Origin of the sequence: Enterobacter cloacae complex sp. P42RS, from assembly GCF_014930595.1 — a bacterium.
Lineage (GTDB): Bacteria > Pseudomonadota > Gammaproteobacteria > Enterobacterales > Enterobacteriaceae > Enterobacter > Enterobacter bugandensis.
This window is the reverse complement of sequence record NZ_JADBRK010000009.1, coordinates 25,939-48,592: the sequence shown is the minus strand read 5'-3', so window position 1 is coordinate 48,592 and position 22,654 is coordinate 25,939. Positions and strand designations below refer to the sequence as shown.

22 protein-coding genes and 1 pseudogene are annotated in these 22,654 nt (G+C 56.0%); 10 read left to right on the top strand and 13 right to left on the bottom strand.

The window, feature by feature from the left end; translation table 11 throughout:
• Nucleotides 1–17 precede the first annotated feature (17 nt).
• On the top strand, nucleotides 18–827 hold the full coding sequence (rna, locus tag IM314_RS12995) for a ribonuclease I (RefSeq protein WP_060573635.1): 810 nt from the start codon (nucleotides 18–20) through the stop codon (nucleotides 825–827).
• Here rna and IM314_RS12990 read toward each other — a convergent pair.
• Nucleotides 821–1,440: pseudogene (locus IM314_RS12990) on the bottom strand (flavin reductase family protein). The gene rna and the pseudogene IM314_RS12990 overlap by 7 nt on opposite strands.
• Nucleotides 1,441–1,710: 270 nt before the next feature.
• Between IM314_RS12990 and rnk the strand changes: the two are divergent.
• Nucleotides 1,711–2,121: a nucleoside diphosphate kinase regulator gene (rnk, locus tag IM314_RS12985; RefSeq protein ID WP_028012325.1), complete on the top strand. Its 411-nt coding sequence runs from the start codon at nucleotides 1,711–1,713 to the stop codon at nucleotides 2,119–2,121.
• Between the two features lie 123 nt (nucleotides 2,122–2,244).
• Here rnk and IM314_RS12980 read toward each other — a convergent pair whose 3' ends face one another.
• Nucleotides 2,245–3,483, bottom strand: a complete 1,239-nt coding sequence (locus IM314_RS12980) for a zinc-dependent alcohol dehydrogenase (RefSeq protein ID WP_047363736.1) — start codon at nucleotides 3,481–3,483, stop codon at nucleotides 2,245–2,247.
• A 181-nt stretch (nucleotides 3,484–3,664) separates the two neighbouring features.
• Between IM314_RS12980 and uspG the strand changes: the two genes are divergently transcribed.
• Nucleotides 3,665–4,093, top strand: a complete 429-nt coding sequence (uspG, locus tag IM314_RS12975) for a universal stress protein UspG (RefSeq protein ID WP_048956867.1) — start codon at nucleotides 3,665–3,667, stop codon at nucleotides 4,091–4,093.
• Nucleotides 4,094–4,132: 39 nt separating this feature from the next.
• Here uspG and IM314_RS12970 read toward each other — a convergent pair whose 3' ends face one another.
• The 6 genes from IM314_RS12970 to ahpC all read right to left on the bottom strand — a co-directional run bounded on the left by IM314_RS12970 (nucleotide 4,133) and on the right by ahpC (nucleotide 10,747).
• Nucleotides 4,133–4,900: a DmsC/YnfH family molybdoenzyme membrane anchor subunit gene (locus IM314_RS12970; RefSeq protein ID WP_193359052.1), complete on the bottom strand. Its 768-nt coding sequence runs from the start codon at nucleotides 4,898–4,900 to the stop codon at nucleotides 4,133–4,135.
• Nucleotides 4,900–5,457: a 4Fe-4S dicluster domain-containing protein gene (locus tag IM314_RS12965; protein ID WP_028012321.1), complete on the bottom strand. Its 558-nt coding sequence runs from the start codon at nucleotides 5,455–5,457 to the stop codon at nucleotides 4,900–4,902. Before IM314_RS12965 ends, IM314_RS12970 begins: the two co-directional genes overlap by 1 nt.
• Nucleotides 5,454–7,730 (bottom strand): molybdopterin-dependent oxidoreductase, encoded by a 2,277-nt coding sequence (locus IM314_RS12960; protein ID WP_047363737.1) that lies wholly within the window; start codon nucleotides 7,728–7,730, stop codon nucleotides 5,454–5,456. Before IM314_RS12960 ends, IM314_RS12965 begins: the two co-directional genes overlap by 4 nt.
• Complete coding sequence (locus IM314_RS12955; protein ID WP_193359051.1) at nucleotides 7,727–8,233, bottom strand: molecular chaperone; 507 nt, start codon at nucleotides 8,231–8,233, stop codon at nucleotides 7,727–7,729. Before IM314_RS12955 ends, IM314_RS12960 begins: the two co-directional genes overlap by 4 nt.
• Nucleotides 8,234–8,491: 258 nt before the next feature.
• On the bottom strand, nucleotides 8,492–10,057 hold the full coding sequence (gene ahpF, locus IM314_RS12950) for an alkyl hydroperoxide reductase subunit F (RefSeq protein ID WP_193359050.1): 1,566 nt from the start codon (nucleotides 10,055–10,057) through the stop codon (nucleotides 8,492–8,494).
• 126 nt (nucleotides 10,058–10,183) lie between these two features.
• Nucleotides 10,184–10,747 carry an alkyl hydroperoxide reductase subunit C gene (ahpC, locus tag IM314_RS12945; protein ID WP_008501015.1) on the bottom strand — a complete coding sequence of 188 codons (564 nt, stop codon included), beginning with the start codon at nucleotides 10,745–10,747 and terminating at the stop codon, nucleotides 10,184–10,186.
• Between the two features lie 636 nt (nucleotides 10,748–11,383).
• Between ahpC and IM314_RS12940 the strand changes: the two genes are divergently transcribed.
• The 3 genes from IM314_RS12940 to IM314_RS12930 all read left to right on the top strand — a co-directional run bounded on the left by IM314_RS12940 (nucleotide 11,384) and on the right by IM314_RS12930 (nucleotide 14,291).
• Complete coding sequence (locus IM314_RS12940) at nucleotides 11,384–12,283, top strand: LysR family transcriptional regulator (RefSeq protein WP_193359049.1); 900 nt, start codon at nucleotides 11,384–11,386, stop codon at nucleotides 12,281–12,283.
• A gap of 173 nt (nucleotides 12,284–12,456) precedes the next feature.
• The gene (locus IM314_RS12935; RefSeq protein ID WP_048956873.1) at nucleotides 12,457–13,680 is read left to right on the top strand and encodes a phosphoadenosine phosphosulfate reductase; all 1,224 of its coding nucleotides are present in this window, start codon (nucleotides 12,457–12,459) and stop codon (nucleotides 13,678–13,680) included.
• Entirely contained in the window at nucleotides 13,665–14,291 is a 627-nt protein-coding gene (locus tag IM314_RS12930) for a ParB/RepB/Spo0J family partition protein (protein WP_041910931.1), read from the top strand. Before IM314_RS12935 ends, IM314_RS12930 begins: the two co-directional genes overlap by 16 nt.
• Here IM314_RS12930 and IM314_RS12925 read toward each other — a convergent pair whose 3' ends face one another.
• Nucleotides 14,292–15,452: a pyridoxal phosphate-dependent aminotransferase gene (locus IM314_RS12925; RefSeq protein WP_193359048.1), complete on the bottom strand. Its 1,161-nt coding sequence runs from the start codon at nucleotides 15,450–15,452 to the stop codon at nucleotides 14,292–14,294. It abuts the gene before it with no gap.
• 122 nt (nucleotides 15,453–15,574) lie between these two features.
• Between IM314_RS12925 and IM314_RS12920 the strand changes: the two genes are divergently transcribed.
• The 3 genes from IM314_RS12920 to IM314_RS12910 are packed head-to-tail and all read left to right on the top strand — an operon-like array spanning nucleotide 15,575 to nucleotide 17,414.
• Nucleotides 15,575–16,189 (top strand): methylthioribulose 1-phosphate dehydratase, encoded by a 615-nt coding sequence (locus IM314_RS12920; protein WP_193359047.1) that lies wholly within the window; start codon nucleotides 15,575–15,577, stop codon nucleotides 16,187–16,189.
• Nucleotides 16,186–16,875 (top strand): acireductone synthase, encoded by a 690-nt coding sequence (gene mtnC / locus IM314_RS12915; RefSeq protein WP_193359046.1) that lies wholly within the window; start codon nucleotides 16,186–16,188, stop codon nucleotides 16,873–16,875. The genes IM314_RS12920 and mtnC overlap by 4 nt, the downstream gene beginning before the upstream one ends.
• Entirely contained in the window at nucleotides 16,872–17,414 is a 543-nt protein-coding gene (locus IM314_RS12910) for an acireductone dioxygenase (protein WP_193359045.1), read from the top strand. The genes mtnC and IM314_RS12910 overlap by 4 nt, the downstream gene beginning before the upstream one ends.
• 53 nt (nucleotides 17,415–17,467) lie before the next feature.
• Here IM314_RS12910 and IM314_RS12905 read toward each other — a convergent pair whose 3' ends face one another.
• Nucleotides 17,468–17,938, bottom strand: coding sequence for an SRPBCC family protein (locus IM314_RS12905; RefSeq protein WP_041910935.1), 471 nt, complete (start codon nucleotides 17,936–17,938; stop codon nucleotides 17,468–17,470).
• 42 nt (nucleotides 17,939–17,980) lie between these two features.
• The gene (gene mtnA / locus IM314_RS12900) at nucleotides 17,981–18,997 is read right to left on the bottom strand and encodes an S-methyl-5-thioribose-1-phosphate isomerase (protein WP_193359044.1); all 1,017 of its coding nucleotides are present in this window, start codon (nucleotides 18,995–18,997) and stop codon (nucleotides 17,981–17,983) included.
• Nucleotides 18,998–19,101: 104 nt separating this feature from the next.
• Between mtnA and mtnK the strand changes: the two genes are divergently transcribed.
• A complete protein-coding gene (gene mtnK, locus IM314_RS12895) occupies nucleotides 19,102–20,301 on the top strand; it encodes an S-methyl-5-thioribose kinase (RefSeq protein ID WP_193359043.1) in 1,200 nt (399 codons plus the stop codon).
• Between the two features lie 40 nt (nucleotides 20,302–20,341).
• Here the strand turns inward: mtnK and IM314_RS12890 are convergent, their stop codons facing one another.
• Together IM314_RS12890 and IM314_RS12885 are read right to left on the bottom strand one after the other, a co-directional pair.
• Complete coding sequence (locus IM314_RS12890) at nucleotides 20,342–21,583, bottom strand: LVIVD repeat-containing protein (protein ID WP_193359042.1); 1,242 nt, start codon at nucleotides 21,581–21,583, stop codon at nucleotides 20,342–20,344.
• On the bottom strand, nucleotides 21,580–22,644 hold the full coding sequence (locus IM314_RS12885; protein WP_193359041.1) for a sugar ABC transporter substrate-binding protein: 1,065 nt from the start codon (nucleotides 22,642–22,644) through the stop codon (nucleotides 21,580–21,582). Before IM314_RS12885 ends, IM314_RS12890 begins: the two co-directional genes overlap by 4 nt.
• Nucleotides 22,645–22,654 lie beyond the last annotated feature (10 nt).

Genomic DNA, 22,654 nt, shown 5'->3' with positions numbered 1-22,654 from the left:
ACCAATCAGGAAATCACATGTTCAGGAAGGATATCGTTATCCCGTCTGGCGCAGTAGCGCTTGCACTCAGTCTCTTCTCAGCACAGGCCGAACCCCTCAAGGCCACGCAGTACGGCGATTTCGATCGCTATGTGCTGGCTTTATCCTGGCAAACGGGATTTTGTCAAAGCATGGTCGAGCGTAACCGCAATGAACCGGATGAATGTCGTCTGCAAAAAGAGCGCGACAATAAAACCGATTTTCTGACCGTTCACGGGCTATGGCCCGGCCTGCCGAAATCCATTGCCGCACGCGGCGTGGATGAACGTCGATGGATGCGGTTTGGCTGCGCCACGCGCCCTATCCCGAACATGCCGGAAGTGAAGGCCAGCCGCAAATGCGCAGCAGCCGAAACCGGGCTGTCGCTTTCCGGCGCGGCTAAGCTGAACGAGGTCATGCCGGGCGCGGGTGGAAACTCCTGTCTGGAACGTTACGAATATGCCAAACATGGCGTCTGCTTTGGTTTTGATCCCGATGCCTATTTCGGCACCATGGTGAGAATGAATCAGGAAATGAAAAACAGCGCCGTCGGTCATTTCCTTGCGGAAAATTACGGTAAAACCGTCAGCCGGAGTGATTTTGACAACGCCGTTGCCAAAAGCTGGGGCAAGGAAAATATCAAAGCCTTCAAGCTGACCTGCAACGGTAATCCGGCGTATCTGACCGAAATGCAAATTTCACTCAAAGCAGACACCATTAACGCCCCGCTTTCTGCGACATCCTTTGCTCCGCAGCCGCATCCAGGCAACTGCGGAAAACAATTTGTCATTGATAAGGCCGGTTACTGATCGCCCACCACCGGTCGCACCATGTCAAACCGGTGTTCGTCACTGATGCCATAGTAAGCCGTCGGCCCACCCGCACGCAGGATGGGCTGCGCTTTCGCCGTCTGGTATATCCCCTCTTCCAGCAGCGTTTCGGCAATATGGATCCCGACCACTTCTCCCAGCACCAGCCAGGTATCCACCGGCGTACCGTCGGCGCCGGTAAGCTGAATACACTGAGACAGGCGGCACTCAAAGTTGACCGGGCTTTCCGCCACGCGAGGGGCGCTCACCAGCTTGCTTGCCGCAGGCGTTAATCCGGAAAAGGTAAATTCGTCCTGGTCGTGAGGCAGCGTGGCAGAGGTCTGATTCATCGCTTCCGCAAGATCGCGCGTTGCCAGATTCCAGACAAACTCCTTTGTTTCAACAATATTACGCACGCTGTCCTTCCAGCCGTTGCTGGAAAAGCCAATGATCGGCGGGCGATAGTTAAAGCAGTTGAAGAAGCTATACGGCGCAAGGTTGAGCTGACCGGCCTGGTCGCAAGAGGAGATCCAGCCAATCGGACGGGGGCCGACAATGGCGTTCAGCGGGTCATGCGGCAGGCCTGCCCCTGAGACGGTTGGTAGAAGTACATAGCGCTCTCTCGTTGGTAAGGGCTGCTGCGAATGATGTTTCGCGCAACGCCCGGGTTCAGAACATACAGCGTAACGCAATCCGCCAGGAATGAAGATTGAATAAATTTCAGTGAAAATTCATATGGCACATGAATGTGACCTTCATCACTTCAAACTTGCGCGTTCAGCCAGTATCATCGGGAGAGTTAAACCCTCGCTGCCAGACGGCGAGGGTTTTCTTTTGGAATGGTTTCTGCGTTAGACGCAGCATTAACGACATGGAGTAAAAAATGTCCAGACCTACAATCATCATCAACGAGCTCGACGCAGAACGTATCGACAGGCTGCTGGAAAAAGCAGAATTCGCCTCACTTCCGGTGGCCGATGCCCTGAATGAGGAACTCGACCGGGCGCAGATGTGCACGCCTGAGACGATGCCGCATAACGTGGTCACCATGAACAGCCAGGTGAAATTCCGCAACCTGACCACCGGTGAAGAGCTGACCCGCACGCTGGTTTACCCGGCTCAGATGACCGACAGCAGCGCGCAACTTTCGGTTCTTGCGCCGGTGGGGGCCGCACTGCTGGGGCTGCGCACGGGAGATACCATCCACTGGGACTTGCCGGGCGGTGCCTCCACCCATCTGGAAGTGCTGGAGCTGCTCTACCAGCCAGAAGCCGCGGGCGATTACCTGCGTTAATGTCATTCTGAACAAACGCGACCCGCGTTGCACAGAGGATGCGCCTGCATCCTCTTTCCGAACATCTTCACCCGATTGCGTTACATCGCAGGACAGTACCTTGAGCGCCACCGGCGAGTTATCTCACACCACGCCGCCCGGGAACGCATTTACCAGGCCCTTCACTTTTTGCTCAGCGGCCTCAGGCGTTTCCGCGCCGGGCACCAGAATCACCTTCCGGCACTCCTCCTCCCGTTTTTCGAAAATCTTATAGGCACGTTCCGCATCCGCCAGGGGGAGATAATGCGTCACAATCTCTTCCGGCGTCAGCAGCCCTTTTTCGATCAGCGGTAACAGTTCGCCCAGCCAGGCGTGGACGTGCGTCTGGCCCATCTTAAACGTCAGCCCTTTATCGAAGGCATCCCCAAACAGGAAGCCATGAATAAACCCGGCATACACACCGGGTACGCTGACCACCCCGCCGCGCCGGACGGCAGCGATACACTGACGCAGCGCTTTGCCGCTGCTGCCCTCAATTTTAAGGTTGCTGAGGATCGTCTCTGTGGTGCTGCCCTTGGCTTCGAACCCGACGGCATCAATGACGGCATCGACTCCCCGCTGCCCGGCGGTTTGCTCGATTATCTTTTCCGCCGCGTCGTTATCATCATCAAAATTGATGGGGATAGCACCGTAGCGCGCCTCGGCAAACCGCAGCCGATAGGGGTGATGGTCGATAACAAAAATCTGCTCAGCCCCTAACAGCCGTGCGCAGGCAATCGTCAACAACCCCACCGGACCGGCACCGAAAACGGCGACGCTGGAGCCTTTTTCAATCTGCGCATTTTTTGCCGCCTGCCAGGCGGTGGGTAAAATATCAGACAGAAACAGGGCCTTATCATCGGAGAGCAGCTGCGGCACCTTAAACGGTCCGACGTTGCCTTTCGGCACGCGTACATATTCCGCCTGTCCTCCCGGCACGCCGCCGTAGAGATGGCTATAGCCAAACAGCGCTGCCGGCGCGGGAATTTGCTTTTTGTTCAGCGCAGCGCCCTGCCCGGCATTGGACTTCTCACAGGCAGCGTACTGCTGCAGACGGCAAAAGAAGCAGTCACCGCAGGCGATGACAAAGGGGATCACCACGCGATCGCCTTTTTGCAGGTCCTTCACCTCTCGACCGCACTCGACGATCTCGCCCATAAATTCATGTCCAAAAATGTCGCCGTGCTGCACCTTTGGGATCTTTCCACGATAGAGATGCAGGTCGGAGCCGCAAATCGCCGTGGCCGTGACGCGCAGGATGATATCGTCGGGCTGTTCAATGATGGGATCGGGGACATTCTCAACGCGAACATGGTGCGGACCGTGGTACGTGAGTGCTTTCATGCGACCTCCGAAAGGTTTCAGGTAAGTTTATAAAGGGTAGCTACCCCTGAAAGTCTGCCGGGAAATACGCGCCTTTTGAGATTTATCCTGGCGAGAGAGGAAAAGTGCCGAAGCGCTTACAGAAACCATTCATATTTTGTGGTTGAATGTATCTAGCGTTTATAAACAAGGAGAAACGGTTATGTATAAGACAATCATTATGCCGGTTGATGTTTTCGAAATGGAACTGAGCGACAAAGCTGTTCGCCACGCGGAATTCCTCGCGCAGCAGGACGGAATTATTCATCTTTTACACGTTTTACCGGGCTCTGCCAGCCTGAGCCTGCACCGCTTTGCCGCCGACGTGCGTCGCTTTGAGGAGCACTTACAGCACGAAGCCGAAACGCGGCTGCAGACCATGGTCGGGCATTTCAGCATCGCCCCTTCCCGCATCAAAACCCACGTCCGGTTCGGTAGCGTGCGCGATGCCGTCAATGAACTGGCCGCGGAGCTGAATGCTGACGTGGTGGTGATCGGTTCACGTAATCCTTCCATTACCACTCACCTGCTGGGGTCGAACGCCTCCAGCGTGATCCGCCACACCCATATTCCGGTGATGGTGGTCCGGTAAATACCAACAAAAAACCCCGCTTTCGCGGGGTTTTGTTTATCAGTACAGGTGACCAATATTGACGATGGTGCTGACGGTATCGCCGAAGAAGGTCAGGCGGCTGAGCACCACGCCCACCAGCAGGAGCGCAAACACCGCTTTCTGCATCGGCTGGCGCTTCAGCGATAACGCGCCACCCACAACGCAGCACAGCAGGCTGCCCAGATAGAGCGGCGAGCTTAACCAGGCGTGAGCGGTCATTTTCATGATGGTACCGCCGCTGAGCCACATCACCGGCGCGGCAATCAGCAGCGCCATCAGGGCGATAATCCCCTGGCGCAGCGCGGCGTTTGATCCTTTCAGCCCGAGCAGCGGCGTTGCGGCACAGCCCATCACCCAGACCGTCGCAAAGAACAGTATCATGGTGATGCCGTTGGCAATGGCCTGCATCGCCGGTGCCGCGTAGGTCATTCCCTGCACCACCACCAGCAGGATCCCGAACAGGGACGCCAGCAGCGCTGCGCCTTTGTTTCCCTTACTCAGGAAGGCCAGCCCAATCATGGCGCCGTACAGGGTCGCGCCCAGAATTTCGCGGCTCAGCCAGGCATGTTTCAGGTTAATCAACGCGTTGTATGCGTGTTCCGGGTGCGCCAGATGCAGCACCGCGGCAATGGAGGCTACGCCCAGAATCAGCCCGGTAATCAGCCAGTGAAGGCGGGTGCCATGCACTTCACCACGGAGCGTGCGCCAGGTCAGGAGCAGCGTCATCCCGACGGACATCTGGCTCAGCACGGTAAAAATCACCAACGGCAGTTCGTACTTTTCCATTATTTATCCCCCGGCTGTTTTGGCTGACGGGCCAGAATGAAGCGCGTACCCGGATTAAGCTGAGGCATCTTCGGGAAGCCCGGCGGATACTGCACGGCATTGTTCGGCAGCGGATCGGCATCCAGATCGATAATCGACAGGGCACCGACCGGACACGCGTTCACGCAGGCCGGGGCCATACCGATATCCAGACGTTCATAGCACATGCTGCACTTCTCCGCCTTTTGCGTCTCTTCATTGAAGCGCGGCGCGCCGTACGGGCAGTTACGGATGCAGTTTTTACAGCCGATACAGCGTTCAGGGTTATGGACCACCACGCCGTCATCACGTTTGGTGTAGGCTTCCACCGGGCACGCCGCCAGACAGGCCGGGTTTTCACAGTGGTTACAGGCCAGCGAGAAAAACGCACGCTCCTCATGCGGATAAATTTCTTTATCCAGCGGATAGACATAGCGCCAGAAGCGATCCGGCTCAAGCTGGTTAAAGCTCTTGCAGGCCATGGCGCATCCGCGGCAGCCAATACATTTATCACTGTTCACTAAAAATGCGCGTCTCATGCGTCTGCTCCTTCATTCGCGATAAGGGCAATGTCGACAAACTGGCTGTGGATCGCCGCGCCAGGCGCGCCGGTTGCCATCTTGCCCATATCGGCTGGCGTATCTTTCACGACGTTCTGCACGTTGTACTTAAGCTTGTTAAACCAGGACTCATACATCACCAGGAAATCTTCCGGCACGTTGGTGGTGATCTTCGCCCGCAGCTCCACTTCGCCAACGTCGTTAAACACGCGGACTTTCGCCAGCTCGCGAATCCCCTTCTTGTGCGCGGCGGCTGGGTGGATATAGACAAACGGCTCCGGCCAGAAGACCTGCATCCAGTCGAGGTTGACGAACTGAGAGTGAAGGCCGTACTGCAAATGCGGAGTAAACAGATGGAACGGCAGCTTGCCCTCCGCGGCAGGCAGATACTCCGGCAGCGCTTTATGGCCGTTCTTTTCACACAGCTCGGAGAGGAACTCATACTTGCCCGATGGCGTTTTAAACTTGCGGTCGTGCCAGGCCGCCGAGCTGACCATTTTGGCTTTCACCGGCCCATCCAGCAGATCGTCCCAGGAGCGGATACCGAACTGCTTCGCCATGTCCTCATTGAACTCAAGGTCGAGCCATTTTTTCTGGTCAATGTCCTGCGGGAAGGTACAGGAGCCCGGCTCCATTTTGTTGATGGTACGCGAGAGCAGCACGGCAATATCCAAATCGCTCTTGCACTCGTACATCGGTTTAATGGCTGGTTCATTCACCGAAAGCCAGTAATGCCAGTAAGACGACGACAGGTTCCAGTGCTCAAAGGTGGTGGTCACCGGCAGCACAATATCGGCATGCTGCACCGTCTCGTTGAAGAACTGATCGACGCAGACCACCATCTCCAGCTTGCTGAAGGCTTTTTCCATTTTGTTGCGGTCAAAGTCCTGCGCGAACGGGTTCTTGCACGCCACCCACAGCATACGAATGGGCGGATCGTTGGCATCAAGAATGCTCTGCGCGGTCTGGTTCAGGTTCAGCGCGCGGTCGGAATAGTGGCTCTTTTCGCCGCTGTCGCTGACGAACTCCCCTACCGGGCCGCTTTTCCCCACCATGCCAACAGATCCGACCGGTGGCTTCTGCGTCATCGCATGATAGTTGTAGCCCCAGGTCTGCAGATGGCCGTAGCGGGCACCGCCGCCTTCCACACCGATGTTGCCTGTCATGGCAACAAAAGCGTCAATGGCGCGCACGTTCGCCCCACCGTTGACGTGGCGCTGCATCCCATAGCCGATCCAGACGGTGGCAGGTTTTACCGCGGTGAACTCTTCCGCCAGCTGGCGAATCACCTCTGCCGACAGGCCACAGATTTCAGATGCCCACTCCACGGTGATATTGCTGCGCAGATACTGTTCAAATTCCGGGAAGCCGTGCGCGAAGTTGTTCACAAACTCCTGGTCGACGCGGCCAGTATCCAGCAGGTGCCGCGCCATTCCCAGCGCCAATGCGCCGTCCGATCCCGGGCGCACGCGCAGATACAAATCGGCTTTCGCGGCGGTTTGCGAGAACAGCGGATCAATGACCACCACTTTCGCCCCTTTCTCACGCGCCTGATAGATGTACTTCATGGTATGCATGGAGCACCAGGCCGGGTTTGCGCCCCAGATAATGATGTATTTGGCTTTCACCAAATCTTCCGGGTCGTTACACCACATGTCGCCCATGTCGTAGTGTTGGGCATCGATCCCTGCTGGCCAGCATGGCGTACCGGCGAACCGCGTGGTGTAACCGAGAGAAGACATCATCCCCTCCACGGCATAACTCATCACGCCCAGGTTGCCGGAGTATTTCGACAGCGCCAGGCCGAGCATAGACCCGTCTTTCTTTTTAATCTCCAGCATCTTGCTGGCAATGCGCTGCATGGCCTCATCCCAGGAGATGCGACGCCATTTACCGCTGCCGCGCCCATCCTGGATCATCGGGTATTTAATACGGTCCGGGGAGTAGACCCGGCGCGGGTAGGTCAGCCCTTTCACACACGGGGCACCGTGTGTAAACGTGGACTCGCTTGCCCCGTCAACGAAGGTGATGACGTCATCTTTGACCCAGGTTTTTAAGCTGCAGGTGTCGTAGCAGTTACGCGGGCAAGCGTTACGGAAAATTTTGTAGGTTTTTGGGTTAAACGGAATGGGGGGCTGTGCCATGGCACATCGGGATGATAATAGTCCGCCGGGTAATGCGGCAACGGTACCCAGCGCAATCAGTCCTTTTAAAAAGGAGCGCCGGTTTAGCTGCCCTTTATCAATACTCATAATATTACTCTCGTCTTTAATTCATCAAACCAATTAGTCATCTGCAACGCGAGACATTTAATTGCGGTTGTTTTCGCGCAATCCTTTATTTTTGCGATAAATGCGGGGAGCCATAATTCAAGATGCCCCTGCACAAAGCGGGCGAGTGCGTCATGATATTGCGGCGAATGTCTGGCATGCGCGGAGAGTATCACCACCAGCTCCATTTCATAGCTGACGTGATCGTCGGGAACGCTATTTTCCCCGGTTACAAAAAGCCCGATGCTGCGCAGGAATTCGCGTACGCTCAGCGTTGTAGCGCCCATCAGCAGAGGCTCTTCGTCCAGATACACCGAGGCATAAGGCGGCGCCAATAGCGTTGCAGGGCCGACAAACAGGGCGTTGAAATCATACTCAACCTTTAACGCCTCATCCTGCTGCCAGGTTTCACTTTCCGGGAATAAAGGATGTAACGAAGCGCATCGCGATGTCATGTCCGCCGCGTTAAAGAAATCACGAAACATCAATCCCTTTATTTCAAAGGGGGTTAACGTCTCATATATTGAAGAAGTGGATGTATCTTTGTCATTCATATTAAATATAAATATTTACCGCTATAAAAAACGACAAGATATTATCAGCAGGCTTATTATTTTCTTTGATCGAAGCAGGTAATTAACGCATGAAGGGGTTAATAACGAGGATAATTGAGGGTAAAAAAATCTAAAAAAAAGCCACCTCATAAAGAGGTGGCTACTGCAGGTATGTCTTACTTTCTTTTATTATGCGGTTTTGGTGCGGATCAGGTAGTCAAACGCGCTCAGGGACGCTTTTGCACCTTCGCCAGTCGCGATGATGATCTGCTTGTACGGCACGGTGGTGCAGTCGCCCGCGGCAAACACGCCCTTCACGCTGGTTTCACATTTCGCATCGATGATAATCTCGCCCATGCGGTTGCGCTCAATCGCGCCTTCCAGCCAGGTGGTGTTCGGCAGCAGGCCAATTTGTACGAAGATCCCCGAAAGCTGAACGCTATGAACGTCGCCGCTTACGCGGTCACGGTACTCCAGACCGGTCACTTTGCTGCCGTCGCCCTTCACTTCCGTGGTCTGCGCGTTCAGCACGATGTCGACGTTTTTCAGGCTGCGAACTTTATCCTGCAGCACCTGGTCGGCCTTCATTTCTGGCGCGAACTCCAGCAGCGTCACGTGTTCAACAATCCCCGCCAGGTCGATAGCCGCTTCCACGCCGGAGTTACCGCCGCCGATCACCGCCACCCGTTTGCCTTTAAACAGCGGGCCGTCACAGTGCGGGCAATAGGTCACGCCTTTGGTACGGTATTGATCTTCGCCCGGCACATTCATGTTGCGCCATTTTGCCCCGGTGGCAACGATCACGCTGCGAGCTTTCAGCACCGCGCCAGAGGCGGTTTCAATCTGGTGTAAGCCCCCTTCCACCGCCGCCGGAATCAGCTTGCTGGCGCTCTGGCTGTCGATTACATCTACCTCGTAATCGCTGACATGAGCCTTCAGCGCACCGGCCAGCTTCTGACCTTCGGTTTTTGGTACGGAAATGTAGTTTTCAATGTCCACGGTATCCAGCACCTGTCCGCCAAAGCGTTCGCCCATAAGACCGGTACGAATACCTTTACGTGCAGAGTAAACCGCTGCCGCCGCGCCCGCAGGGCCGGAACCGACAATCAGCACATCGTACGCATCGCGTTTGTTCAGTTCTTCCGCCGCGCGTTTTTCCGCGCCGGTATCCACTTTGGCAACGATTTCCGTCAGCGTCATGCGGCCCTGGCCGAACTCCTGACCGTTCAGATACACCGCCGGAACACCCATCACGTTGCGATCGGTGATCTCATTCTGGAACGTACCGCCGTCAATCGCCGTATGCTTGATGCGCGGGTTCAGAACCGACATCAGGTTCAGCGCCTGCACCACGTCCGGGCAGTTGTGGCAGGAGAGCGAATAATAGGTTTCAAACTCAAAATCACCGTCGATATCGCGGATCTGCTCCAGCAGCGCCTGCGCTTCTTTTGACGGATGACCGCCGGTCCACAGCAACGCCAGCACCAGTGAGGTAAATTCATGCCCCAGCGGAGAGCCAGCAAAACGCGGTCCCTTGTCCGAGCCCGGGTTAGTAATCAGGAAAGAGGGTTTACGAACCGCAAGCGAATTGTCTTCTTTGAAGGTCACTTTCGGCGACAGTTCAGCGATCTCTGCCAGCAGCTCTTTGATTTCGGCCGAGTTCGCGCTGTCGTCCAGCGTGGCAATCAACTCAACGGGTTTAGTCAGTTTCTCAAGGTAGGCCTTGAGCTGGGTTTTCATATTGGTGTCGAGCATAGTTCTTCCCTCTCTTAAGACGTCATCATGCAAGCTGCCTTTGCGGGCGGCCTGAATGCAACTTGCATCATGGTGCTGGAATGAAATGGGCGCGGGGGCGCCCATTGATTGCCGGATGGTGAAAACTTAGATTTTACCGACCAGGTCCAGGGATGGAGCCAGGGTCGCTTCGCCTTCTTTCCATTTAGCCGGGCACACTTCACCTGGGTGAGAAGCCACGTACTGAGCCGCTTTCACTTTACGCAGCAGGTCAGAAGCATCACGGCCGATACCTTCAGCGGTAACTTCGATAGCCTGGATAATGCCCTGCGGGTCAACCACGAAGGTTGCACGGTCGGCCAGGCCTTCATCTTCACGCATGTTGTCGAAGTTACGGGTCAGGGCGCCAGTCGGGTCGCCGATCATCGCGTATTTGATTTTTGCGATGGTTTCGGAGCTGCTGTGCCACGCTTTGTGGGTGAAGTGGGTATCGGTAGAGACAGAGTAAACGTCTACGCCCAGCTTCTGCAGTTCGTCGTAATGGTCAGCCACGTCGCCCAGTTCGGTCGGGCAAACGAAGGTGAAGTCAGCCGGATAGAAGAAGAAGACGCTCCAGCGACCTTCGGTATCTTTCTCGGTTACTTCAATGAACTCACCGTTTTTGAACGCCTGGTTTTTGAAAGGTTTAATTTTAGTGTTAATCAAAGACATCTGTACTTCCTCCGTGTTTTCGTTGAGATGTAAGGTAACCAACTTTGCTCATCGGGGCTAATGCGTATGCTTTATCAAATCAATCAGCCAAACCTTACAACGTCAACAAGACAGCAAGGTGAACCTGCTGCGGTACCCCAGAAAGTATAAAGGCCGCCTCAACGGGCGGCCCTGATACCTGAATTCCCCGCAGGTACATTCAGTGCCAGCCGAAGCTGGCGTTGCGTTGCGCTCTACAACCTTATATCAAGGCAATAACAGCCGAATGATTACAACACCCGTCCAGCGTAAGAGCAATGCACCTGAGCGGCAATCCTATCTATGGCTGTGATAGGTTTTAACGAACAAGTGCTGTCATTTATTTCCTTTGGTACCCAGGCAGGGAGAAATAGATAAGAATGATGATTGTTTTCTATATATAAATGAAAACTATTTCAACGAAAGGAATCGCACTTTTAAAGATAAAAGTATCTTAATACTCATTGAAGAGCTATTTCATTAATCTACCTTCGTGATATATTAAGCGAAAATAAATCGTTAATTAAGTAAGTTATTCTCATGGATGATAAATGGTTAACTTACTCCTATAGTTATCAGTTATGTGATAACGCAAACACAACGTACTCAGGATGAAACATGGCAAACCTCTACGATCTAAAAAAATTCGACCTTAACCTGCTGGTCATTTTTGAATGTATCTTTCAACACTTGAGCATCAGCAAGGCAGCAGAAACACTCTACATTACCCCCTCGGCGGTCAGTCAATCGCTCCAGCGACTGCGTAGCCAGCTCAACGACCCGCTGTTTATTCGTTCCGGTAAGGGGATCACGCCAACCACGGTGGGCATCAATCTCCACCATCATCTTGAGCAAAATCTTAATCAGCTGGAGCAGACGATAAACATCATGCATGGCTCCGCACTGGAGAAGAATTTTATCCTCTATTGCCCACAGATCCTGACCACTGAAAATCTACTGGATCCGCTTAAGCTATTGATGAGAGAGCATAATTACCAGATAGAGCTTCATGATATGCTGCTTACTGCTGATTCCGCTGAAGACCTACTGGCCTACCGTAAAGCAGATCTCATCTTCTCCATGGCGCCGGTGAACAACCGTTCAATGATTTGTATGCCTTATGCTTCCTATTCAATGATTATGGTATGCAGCCAGGATCATCCGCGTATGAAGGATGTTGTCACGATGGAGGAACTTAACGAAGAGAAGTTTACTGTTTTCATGAGCGACGAACCCGGCGTAAAGAGCTATCAATCGATGGTTGAAAAAGTGCATGCTGACAAGAAAATCGGTTTTCGTTGTGACTCCGTATTCACTATTATGGCCATGATCAGTGCCTCGCATTTGGTCGGATACGTCCCAGAGATATTTTATGAAAAATACAAACAGGTTCTGAGACTCAAGAAATTAGATGCACCGTTTATGCTTCCTCCGCTGGACGTTTTCATGATCTATAACCGTTCAGCCTTGAACAGTTCAATTTTCTCATCTTTTATCGGCAAGGTCTCAGAAAATTAAATGACGATGGCTGCGTTTACCGCAGCCATTTACTTTACTGCAATACATAACCCACATTTATAATTAAGAAAAACATTTCTCTTTTTCATTTACCTCCCCCTGTTTTTACCTAATATTACTCTCTCTTGATTATTGACACCCATCCGGTAGTTATTTGCAGGGAGGCGTTTACCTTGTCAATGTATAAGTATCCACTAAACCAAAATGTCCTTGAGGCCGCGGTAGACCGCATCGCATGGACGCTTGAGAATCTCCCGATGGTTTGTGTTTCATTTTCAGGCGGAAAAGATTCGACCATCATGCTGCATTTGACGGCTCAACAAGCCCGAAAAATGGGCAAAAAAATTCATCTGCTCTTTATAGACTGGGAAGCGCAGTTCACTTACACCATTGAGCATGTAAATAGAATGCTCCAGCAGTATGGCGATGTGATTGCAAAATACTGGTGGGTCGCTCTGCCACTCACGACGCAAAACGCCCTGTCGCAATACCAGCCCGAATGGCAATGCTGGGAGCCGGGCAAACCGTGGGTTCGCCAGCCGCCCGAAGAGGCGATAACCGCCCCTGATTACTTCGATTTCTACCAGCCGGGCATGACGTTTGAAGCCTTTGTCCGTGCTTTTTCTGACTGGTTTGCACAGCATCGCCCTGCCGCAATGCTGGTGGGCATACGCGCCGATGAATCCTACAACCGCTTTTTAACCATCGCCAACGCCCGCAAGCAGCGTTTCGCCGATGATAAACCCTGGACAACCATCGCCCCGGGCGGGCACGCTTGGTACATCTACCCGCTTTACGACTGGAAAACCGCGGATATCTGGACGTGGTTCGCCAAAACGGGAGAATGCTATAACCCGCTGTACAATCTCATGTTTCAGGCTGGGGTCCCGCCACGCTATATGCGCATCTGCGAGCCCTTTGGCCCAGAACAACGCCAGGGTTTGTGGTTGTATCACGTTGTCGAGCCTGAACGCTGGGCCGTTATGTGTGAACGCGTCAGCGGTGCGAGCAGCGGCGGAATTTACGCCGGGCACGATAACCATTTCTACGGCCACAGGAAGATCCTGAAACCCGACCACCTGAGCTGGTACGCGTATGCCATGCTGCTGCTCGACAGCATGCCGCAAACGACGGCAGAGCATTACCGCAACAAAATCGCGGTGTATTTGCACTGGTATCAAAAGCGGGGCATGGACGATATTCCCGATACCCAGGAAGGGGACATTGGCTCAAAAGATATCCCCTCCTGGCGCCGAATTTGTAAGGTTTTACTCAATAACGATTACTGGTGCCGGGCGCTCTCTTTCAGCCCTAACAAACCCAAACACTATCAACGCTACAGCGAAAGAGTGAAGGCAAAACGCAAGGAGTGGGGAATTTTATGCGACAAAGAATAATCTCAGAGATCGAAACGTACCTTCAGTCCCTTCCTGAAGAGGATCGCATTAACGCCATCAATGCGTTTCGCCAGGTCATACATCAGCACAGCCCTTTTCGCGAGCAGCCTGTCGATTGCGTGCTCTGGGTTAAACAGGATCGTCTTACGGCCAATGATTACAATCCCAATAACGTTGCCCCGCCGGAAAAGCGGCTACTCACGAAGTCGCTGGAACTGGATGGATTCACTCAACCTATCGTTGTGACTGAAAATACCCCTCAGCACTACGAAATCGTGGACGGCTTTCATCGTCATGAAATCGGCAGCACGCGGGCAGCGCTAAAGCGACAGCTGAAAGGGTATCTCCCCGTCACCTGCCTGCGCCGCGAGCGCCAGGATAAACACGATCGAATGGCCGCAACCATTCGCCACAACCGGGCGCGTGGACGACACCAGATCAACGCGATGGCAGAAATCGTCCGTGAACTGGCGCAGCTTGGCTGGAACGAGCAAAAAATTGGCAAAGAGCTCGGTATGGACAGCGATGAGGTGTTGCGCCTCAAGCAAATCAACGGCCTGCTGGAACTGTTCGCAGACCGTCGTTATTCAGAAGCCTGGACGGTGAAATAATCAGAGCGCATTCAGGCGTTCGGCCGCCAACAGCAGTGTCGATTCTTGCTTCGCAAAACAGAGACGGATCAGTTTATGCGGGAAGGGATCGGCACAGAAGACCGACAGCGGTATGGCGGCCACGCCTGCCTCTTTGGTCAGCCACTGGCAGAAACTGACGTCATCCAGATCGGAGATTGCGCTGTAGTCGGCCAGCAGAAAATACGTTCCTTCGCACGGTAAAATCTCCAGACGGCTTTCGCTGAGCGCATTCACAAACAGATCCCGGCGCGCGCGGTAAAAGTCCGGCAGCTCGCGGTAGTGCTCCGGCTCGGCGCGCAGCATATCCGCCAGCGCCAGCTGGGCGGGCGTGTTCACCGCAAAGGTCAGATACTGGTGCACTTTACGCAGCTCGGCGCTGATGGCGGCCGGTGCCACGCAGTAGCCCACTTTCCAGCCGGTCATATGATAGGTCTTGCCGAACGACGAGACGGCGGCGGCGCGCTCGCGCAGCTGTGGATGGGCCAGCACGCTGGCGTGTCCTTCTTCTGCAAAACAGATGTGCTCGTACACTTCATCGCTCAGCACGTAGATCTCACGTTCTGCAATCGCCTGCCACAGCGCCGCGAAATCGGCTTTCTGCCACACCGTTGCGGATGGATTGTGCGGCGTATTCAGGATCACCAGGCGGGTTTTATCACTCAGCAGCGCGGCGAACGCCTGCCAGTCCGGGCGGAAATGCGGCGGCTGGAGGGCCACACGCTTCACCACGCCACCGGAGAGTTCAACCGCAGGCGCATAGCTGTCGTAGCTTGGGTCAAAGCAGATGACTTCATCCCCCGCGCGAACCAGCGCGGTGATGGCAGCATACAGCGCTTCGGTCGCTCCTGCCGTCACCGTGATATCGCTGTTCGCATCGGGGTGATAGCCATACAGCGCCGCCGTTTTGTCGGCAATGGCTTCCCGCAGCGCCTGCACGCCGGTCATCGGCGCATACTGATTCGCACCCTGCGCCACGTGGTGCGCCAGACGTTCCTGCAAATATTTCGGACCATCGAAATCGGGGAACCCCTGTGAGAGGTTAATGGCATTGTGCTGCTGCGCCAGGGCGCTCATCTGCGTAAAGATAGTGGTGCCGAGATTCGGAAGTTTACTCTGCGGAATCAATGCGTTATTGCTCATTGTGCTGTGCCTGCTTGTAATACTTATGTTGCTGACACTATAACACGATGTTAGTCTTTGGCAATCAAGACGCTTAGACGTCTAAACCATATGAATATTCCTGGCCGCGAGGGTAAAAGGAAATGACAGACAACCTGCAACTTACACATCTGGTCGACGCCTGCCGCTGGATTGGTGCCAAAGGCTGGGCTCCCGCCACCGGCGGTAACATGTCGGTGCGTCAGGATGAACATCTGTGCTGGCTCAGCGAATCCGGTAAAGACAAAGGCAGCCTGACGACGGAGGATTTTCTGCAGGTCGAGATCGCCACCAACCGCGCGCCGTCCGGTCGAAAACCGTCGGCGGAGACCGGGCTACACACCCTTATCTATCGCCTGTTCCCGGAGGCTAACGCTGTCCTGCACGTTCATTCCGTTAACGCCACGGTGCTGTCGCGTCTGGTCAAAGAAGCCGAACTGAATATCAGCGGCTTCGAGATGCAGAAATCTCTTACCGGGCAGACTACCCATCTGGATACCGTCGCCATCCCGGTATTTGATAACGACCAGGACATCGACGCCCTCGCCTCGCGCATCGCCCATTACGCGCAGGAACGGCCGCTTAATTATGGTTTTCTTCTGCGCGGTCATGGCTTAACCTGCTGGGGACGCGACGTGGCCGAAGCCCGCCGTCATCTGGAAGGACTGGAATTCCTGTTTGAATGTGAAATGCGTTTACGACAACTGGAGAGAGTATGATTCGCGCAATTGTGACGGATATTGAAGGCACCACCAGCGATATTCGTTTTGTCCATGATGTTTTGTTCCCCTACGCGCGCGAGCGGCTGGCGGCCTTCGTGACCGCGCAGCAGTACGCCGAGCCGGTCACATCCATTCTGGACAACCTGCGTGATGAAATCGGTAACCCGCACGCCAGCGTCAGCGAGCTTATCGACGCCCTGTTTGCCTTTATGGATGAAGACCGCAAGTCCACTGCGCTCAAAGCGCTGCAGGGGCTCATCTGGCACGACGGCTACGACAACGGCGACTTTACCGGTCACCTCTACCCGGACGTACTGCCTGCGCTGGAAAAATGGAAAGCGCAAGGGATTGATCTCTATGTTTATTCCTCGGGCTCTGTCGCCGCGCAGAAACTGTTATTTGGCTACAGCGATGAAGGTGATATTACTCATCTGTTCAGCGGCTATTTTGATACCCACATCGGCGCCAAGCGCGAGGTTCAGTCTTATCAGAACATCGCGGCGCAAACGGGCATCGCCCCGTCGCAGATCCTGTTCCTCTCCGATATCCATCAGGAGCTGGACGCGGCTGAACAGGCAGGTTTTCGCACCCTGCAGCTGATTCGCGGTGATGATGACGGCGCAAGCCATCACCATCAGGTCCACCAGTTTGACGAGATAAATCCGGAGCAGATCCCTTCATGAGCGCATTGACCATTTATTCCGATAAAGACGCCAGTAAGCATCAGTGGCACAGCACCGACGCCGCCGAGATCGCTCAACAGCTCAACGCTAAAGGCGTGCGCTTTGAGCGCTGGGCGGCAGACCGTGATTTAGGGCAGGATCCTGCGCCCGAAGCCGTGATCGAAGCGTATCAACATGCGATCGACAAGCTGGTGGCAGAGAAAGGCTATCAGAGCTGGGACGTGATCAGCCTGCGCGCCGACAATCCGCAGAAAGAGGCGCTGCGCGCGAAGTTCCTCAACGAACACACCCACGGCGAGGACGAAGTACGCTTTTTCGTGGAAGGCGCGGGCTTGTTCTGCCTGCACATTGGCGATGAGGTGTATCAGGTGCTCTGCGAGAAAAACGACCTGATCTCCGTACCCGCAGGCACACCGCACTGGTTTGATATGGGCTCAGAGCCGAACTTTACCGCCATTCGTATTTTCGACAATCCGGAAGGCTGGGTTGCCCAGTTTACGGGCGATGCAATCGCGGATGCGTATCCACGCCTGGCCTGATCTTTTCTCCCTCTCCCTGTGGGAGAGGGGCGGGGTGAGGGCACCAGCGCGCACTAAGCGTTAAGCCCTTTCACATACTCCACCAGCTGATCCAGCACTATCCCCCACCCTTCGTGGAAGCCCATCTGTTCATGCTGCTCGCGGATTTCCTTCGTCGGATGGCGCGCTATCGCCGTATAGCGGGTTTTCCCCTCCCCGACGTCTTCCAGCAACAAAATTGCCGTCATAAACGGCTTCTCGGCCGGTTTCCAGCCTTCGGTATAGCCGTCGGTAAACACCAGCTTTTTCCCCGGGTCGATTTCCAGGAAGACACCCCGGTTATCCATCCGCTGCCCGTCCACCTCAAACACGGTGTTGAACCGCCCGCCCACGCGCAGGTCGAGGTCGCATTCGGTCACCTTGTGCGGAGCAGGAATGAAGAAGTTTTTGATGTGCTCGGGCGTGGTCCAGCAGAGCCAGAGCAGGTCGCGCGGTGCGTCCACCACGCGCTCCAGTTTTAAGTCTGTTTCAGGATCGAGCGTCACGATGTTGTCCTCTCAGGGAACCCCCTTAAAGGATAGCCGGACTCAGCCAAATTTCCCTTCCGCCACCTCATCCGGCGTGACCACACCCGTATCCAGCACCCAGCCGCTAATCAGCGAGGCAGGCGTGACGTCGAATGCCGGGTTATAGACCACCGCGTTTTCCGGCGCCCACTGCACCGCGCCAAAGCTTCCTGCGACGCCCGTCACCTCACTGGCGGCGCGCTGCTCGATGGGGATCGCATCCCCGTTCGGGCAGGCCGGGTCGAGCGTCGTTTGTGGGGCGGCGACGTAAAATGGAATACCGTGGAATTTCGCCAGCACCGCCAGCGAATAAGTGCCGATCTTGTTCGCCACATCACCGTTAGCGGCGATGCGATCGGCCCCCACCCACACGGCGTCCACCTGCCCTTTCGCCATCAGGCTGGCGGCCATGGAATCGGTAATCAGCTGATACGGCACGCCCAGCTCGCCAAGCTCCCACGCGGTCAATCTACCGCCCTGCAGCAGCGGGCGAGTCTCATCCACCCAGACGTTGCTGACGTTGCCTTCCTGATGCGCCCGTGCAATCACGCCCAGCGCCGTACCGACGCCCGCGGTTGCCAGCCCGCCGGTGTTGCAGTGGGTCAGCAGACGGCTGCCGGGCTTCACCAGCGCGCTGCCCGCTTTTGCAATCGCGTCGCAAAGCCGTTTGTCTTCGTCAATCAGGCGCAGCGCCTCCGCCACCAGCGCCGGAACGAAATCCTCTTCCCGCAGCGCAAACTTCATGCGGTCGAGGTTGTTCATCAGATTTACCGCCGTCGGGCGAGATGCGCGAAGCGTATCCAGCGCCACCGCCAGCTCATCGCGGCTTTTGCCGTTTTCCGCCAGCAGCGCCAGCAGCAGGCTTGCAGAGAGACCAATCAACGGCGCGCCACGCACGCGCAGAGCGTGGATATGCCCAACCAGCGCCTCCACCGTTGAGGCATCCAGCCAGCGTTTCTCCTGCGGAAGCGCCTGCTGGTCGAGAATAAAGAGCTGGTTATCCGCCACCCGCAGGCTGGTCGTCTGTAATGTCTGCATGTCGTTAATTCCCTGTTGCGTTGTTGTAGCACATTGTGTCAGGATGAAATCCAGATGTATAGACGTCTACATGTCTTAATTAGTTAACTCGTGAGGAGCAGGCCATGTCGCAATACCGTACCTTTACCGCTCAGGACGCCGTGGAGTATGCCAGGCAGTTTGGTGGGCTTGACGATCCGTCATCGCTGGTAGAGGCGCAGGAAGTGGGCGACGGCAACCTCAATCTGGTTTTTAAAATTTACGACAGCGCGGGCGTCAGCCGCATCATCGTCAAACAGGCGCTGCCCTACGTGCGCTGCGTCGGCGAGTCCTGGCCGCTGACGCTGGATCGCGCCCGCCTCGAGGCGCAAACCCTGGTCGAGCATTACCAGCACAGCCCGCAGCACACCGTAAAAATCCACCACTATGACCCCGAACTGGCGGTGATGGTAATGGAAGATCTCTCCAGCCATCGCATCTGGCGCGGCGAGCTGATCAAAAACATTTACTACCCGCAGGCGGCGCGCCAGCTGGGCGAATACCTCGCGCACGCGCTGTTTCACACCAGCGATTTCTACCTGCACCCGCACGCGAAAAAAGCGCAGGTGGCGAAATTCATCAACCCGGAGATGTGCGAGATCACCGAAGATCTGTTCTTCAACGATCCGTACCAGGTTCATGAGCGCAATAACTACCCTGCCGAGCTGGAAAATGACGTCGCCGCCCTGCGCGACGACGCCCCGCTAAAAATTGCCGTGGCCTCCCTGAAGCACCGCTTCTTCTCGCATGCCGAAGCGCTGCTGCACGGGGATATTCACAGCGGCTCGATTTTTGTGGCCGACGGCAGCCTGAAGGCCATCGACGCCGAGTTCGGCTATTTCGGGCCGATTGGCTTTGACGTCGGCACCGCCATCGGCAACCTGCTGCTCAACTTCTGCGGCCTGCCGGGGCATCTGGGCATTCGCGATGCCGCCGCCGCGCGCGAGCAGCGCCTGACTGATATTCAGGAGCTGTGGAACACCTTTGCGGAACGCTTCCAGGCACTGGCACACGAGAAAACGCGCGACACCGCGCTCAGCGCGCCGGGCTATGCCTCCGCGTTCCTGAAAAAGGTCTGGCATGACTCCATCGGCTTCTGCGGCACCGAACTCATTCGCCGCAGCGTCGGGCTTTCCCACGTCGCGGATATCGACACCATCCAGGACGAGGCCATGCGCCACGAATGCCTGCGCCACGCGATAACGCTTGGTAAAGCGCTGATTGTCATTGCCGAGCGCATCGACAGCGCGGAAGATCTGGTGGCGCGGGTGCGGCAATACAGTTGATTTTCTCCCTCTCCCTGTCGGAGAGGGCATCAAACCGCACTTACCCCAGATACTCAATCACCGACAGCCCGCCGTTATAGTCCGTGCTGTAGATAATTCCCTGCGCATCCACAAACACATCACAGGACTGGATCACCTGCGGGCGATTCGGCCGCGTGTCCATCATCCTCTCCGGTGCCGCAGGCACCAGCGCACCGGTTTCCACTGGGCGATACGGATTGGAGATGTCATACGCGCGCACGCCCGCGTTCTGATACGTCGCGAAAATCAGCGTCGAGCTGACGAAGCTTCCGGGACGGTTCTCGTACAGGTTGTGCGGGCCGAAATGCGCCCCTTTTGCCACGTAGTCGGTTTCATTCGGCTGCGGGAAGGTCGAGATGCTCACCGGGTTCGACGGCTCGCGGATATCAAACAGCCAGATCAGCTTCTCGCCGTCCTGCTGGTTATCGAGCACCGCTTCGTCCAGCACCACCAGCAGATCCCGGTCCGGCAGCGGCAGCGCGGTGTGCGTCCCGCCGCCAAACGGCGGGCTCCAGTTGCGGTGGCTGATCAGCGTCGGCTGACTGCGGTCCTTCACGTCCAGCAGCGTTAAGCCGCCGTCGCGCCAGCTGCCGTACGCCGTATCGCCGGCAATAATCGCGTGGTGGAGCGCGTAGCGTTTCCCTTCCGGCCAGTTCGGCTGTTCGCCTTCGGCCTGGTTCATGCCCGGCAGCCACCAGCGCCCCGCCACCTCGGGCTTGCGCGGGTCCGCCAGGTCGATCGTCAGAAAGATGTAGTCGGTAAAACCGTCGATCAGCGCTGACACGTACGCCCAGCGGCCACCGACGTACCAGATGCGGTGAATGCCGATGCCGCTCAGCGAGAGAAAGCTGATTTCGCGCGGCGCGTCCGGCGTGGAGATATCAAAAACGCGAAGCCCGGCGCTCCAGCCCCTGTCCTGCACGTCGCTGACGGTCTCTCCTACCTGACGGGTGTAGTAGACCTTCTCGTCGGCGAAGCGGGCATCGGCAAACAGATCCCGGGCGTTGATCACCAGCAGCAGGTCGTCATGCGCCTGGAGGTGCACGTTCCAGGTGCCCGGCGGCGCAGGAAAATAGCCCGCGGGTTTCGGGTTTTTCGGGTCGCGCACGTCTACTATCGAAAAGCCCTGCGACACCATATGGCCGATATAGGCGAAACCGCGGTGCACCATCAGCTGCACGCCGTCCGGGCGACCGCCCTGATCGCTATGGCCGATCAGCCGCATATTGCGGCTGTATTCTGGCGTAGGGAGGATACTCATTTATTTTTCGCTTCCAGCGTCGCAAACCACGGCGCAATGAAATCTTCCGTCTGGCCCCAGCCCGGAATGATTTTGCCCAGCGACGCTACGTTCACCGCCCCCGGCTGCGCGGTCAGCAGCGCCTGCGGGATCGCAGCGGCTTTGAAGTCGTAGGTGGCAGGCGTGGCTTCTCCGGCAATCTTGTTGGCGACCAGACGCACGTTGGTCGCCCCAATTAGCTTCGGATCCACCGCCACGCTCACCTTCCACGGGCTGCCCGGCTCGCGCATCAGCTGCAGATCCTGGTTGGAGATGTCGATGCTGTAGAGCTTGATCTCGGTGCGGCCGTTCTCTTTCAGCGCTTTATACGCCCCCTGGCTGAAGGCGTCCCAGGTCCCCCAGATGGCATCGATTTTGCCTTTCGGGTATTTTGCCAGGATCGCGCCCACCTTGTTGGCGGTGTCGCCCTGCACGTCAGAAGAGACCGCGCCGATGGACTCCAGCTCTTTAATCTCCGGGTACTGCTTTTGCAATTCTTTATAGGCTGCCTGACGGCGCTCCATCGGCGGGAAGCCCGCCACCCACAGCTTGACGATGTTGGCCTTGCCGTTGAAATCTTTCGCCAGTTGGCCGAAGGAGAGATTCGTCAGGGAGGCGTCGTCCTGCTGGGTGACGGTCACGCCCGGGATCTCGCCGTTTACGGCGGTATCAAACACCGAAACTTTGATCCCGGCGTCCACCGCTTTCTTCACCAGCGCGGTGGAGTACGGATCGCGGCCCTGAGACAGGATAATCCCGTCGTACTTCTGGCTGATGGCCTGGTTCACGAAGTCCTGGAATTTGGCGTCGTCCCCGTTGCTTAAAAAGGTGCTGACCTTAAAGCCGAGCTTTTTCCCTTCCTGAATGGCCCCGGCAACAAACTGCGTGGTGTTGTCGTCCGAGCCGAGGTTACGGATCACCGCGATGCGGATCGGTCCGTCGTGGTTCGCAATGGCGGCCGGAACCGGCGCGGGCGTGGCCGCGAATCCCGGCAGAGAAGTGAGTAACCCCAGTGCCACCAAAGAGAGCGCAATCTTTTTCATTTTTTATCCC

What these genes read in the sequence shown, in the direction of transcription:
- rna (WP_060573635.1), top strand. Translation starts at nt 18, where the DNA reads ATGTTCAGGAAGGATATCGTTATCCCGTCTGGCGCAGTAGCGCTTGCA.
- rnk (WP_028012325.1), top strand. Translation starts at nt 1,711, where the DNA reads ATGTCCAGACCTACAATCATCATCAACGAGCTCGACGCAGAACGTATC.
- IM314_RS12980 (WP_047363736.1), bottom strand. Translation starts at nt 3,483, where the DNA reads ATGAAAGCACTCACGTACCACGGTCCGCACCATGTTCGCGTTGAGAAT.
- uspG (WP_048956867.1), top strand. Translation starts at nt 3,665, where the DNA reads ATGTATAAGACAATCATTATGCCGGTTGATGTTTTCGAAATGGAACTG.
- IM314_RS12970 (WP_193359052.1), bottom strand. Translation starts at nt 4,900, where the DNA reads ATGGAAAAGTACGAACTGCCGTTGGTGATTTTTACCGTGCTGAGCCAG.
- IM314_RS12965 (WP_028012321.1), bottom strand. Translation starts at nt 5,457, where the DNA reads ATGAGACGCGCATTTTTAGTGAACAGTGATAAATGTATTGGCTGCCGC.
- IM314_RS12960 (WP_047363737.1), bottom strand. Translation starts at nt 7,730, where the DNA reads ATGAGTATTGATAAAGGGCAGCTAAACCGGCGCTCCTTTTTAAAAGGA.
- IM314_RS12955 (WP_193359051.1), bottom strand. Translation starts at nt 8,233, where the DNA reads ATGTTTCGTGATTTCTTTAACGCGGCGGACATGACATCGCGATGCGCT.
- ahpF (WP_193359050.1), bottom strand. Translation starts at nt 10,057, where the DNA reads ATGCTCGACACCAATATGAAAACCCAGCTCAAGGCCTACCTTGAGAAA.
- ahpC (WP_008501015.1), bottom strand. Translation starts at nt 10,747, where the DNA reads ATGTCTTTGATTAACACTAAAATTAAACCTTTCAAAAACCAGGCGTTC.
- IM314_RS12940 (WP_193359049.1), top strand. Translation starts at nt 11,384, where the DNA reads ATGGCAAACCTCTACGATCTAAAAAAATTCGACCTTAACCTGCTGGTC.
- IM314_RS12930 (WP_041910931.1), top strand. Translation starts at nt 13,665, where the DNA reads ATGCGACAAAGAATAATCTCAGAGATCGAAACGTACCTTCAGTCCCTT.
- IM314_RS12925 (WP_193359048.1), bottom strand. Translation starts at nt 15,452, where the DNA reads ATGAGCAATAACGCATTGATTCCGCAGAGTAAACTTCCGAATCTCGGC.
- IM314_RS12920 (WP_193359047.1), top strand. Translation starts at nt 15,575, where the DNA reads ATGACAGACAACCTGCAACTTACACATCTGGTCGACGCCTGCCGCTGG.
- mtnC (WP_193359046.1), top strand. Translation starts at nt 16,186, where the DNA reads ATGATTCGCGCAATTGTGACGGATATTGAAGGCACCACCAGCGATATT.
- IM314_RS12910 (WP_193359045.1), top strand. Translation starts at nt 16,872, where the DNA reads ATGAGCGCATTGACCATTTATTCCGATAAAGACGCCAGTAAGCATCAG.
- mtnA (WP_193359044.1), bottom strand. Translation starts at nt 18,997, where the DNA reads ATGCAGACATTACAGACGACCAGCCTGCGGGTGGCGGATAACCAGCTC.
- mtnK (WP_193359043.1), top strand. Translation starts at nt 19,102, where the DNA reads ATGTCGCAATACCGTACCTTTACCGCTCAGGACGCCGTGGAGTATGCC.
- IM314_RS12890 (WP_193359042.1), bottom strand. Translation starts at nt 21,583, where the DNA reads ATGAGTATCCTCCCTACGCCAGAATACAGCCGCAATATGCGGCTGATC.
- IM314_RS12885 (WP_193359041.1), bottom strand. Translation starts at nt 22,644, where the DNA reads ATGAAAAAGATTGCGCTCTCTTTGGTGGCACTGGGGTTACTCACTTCT.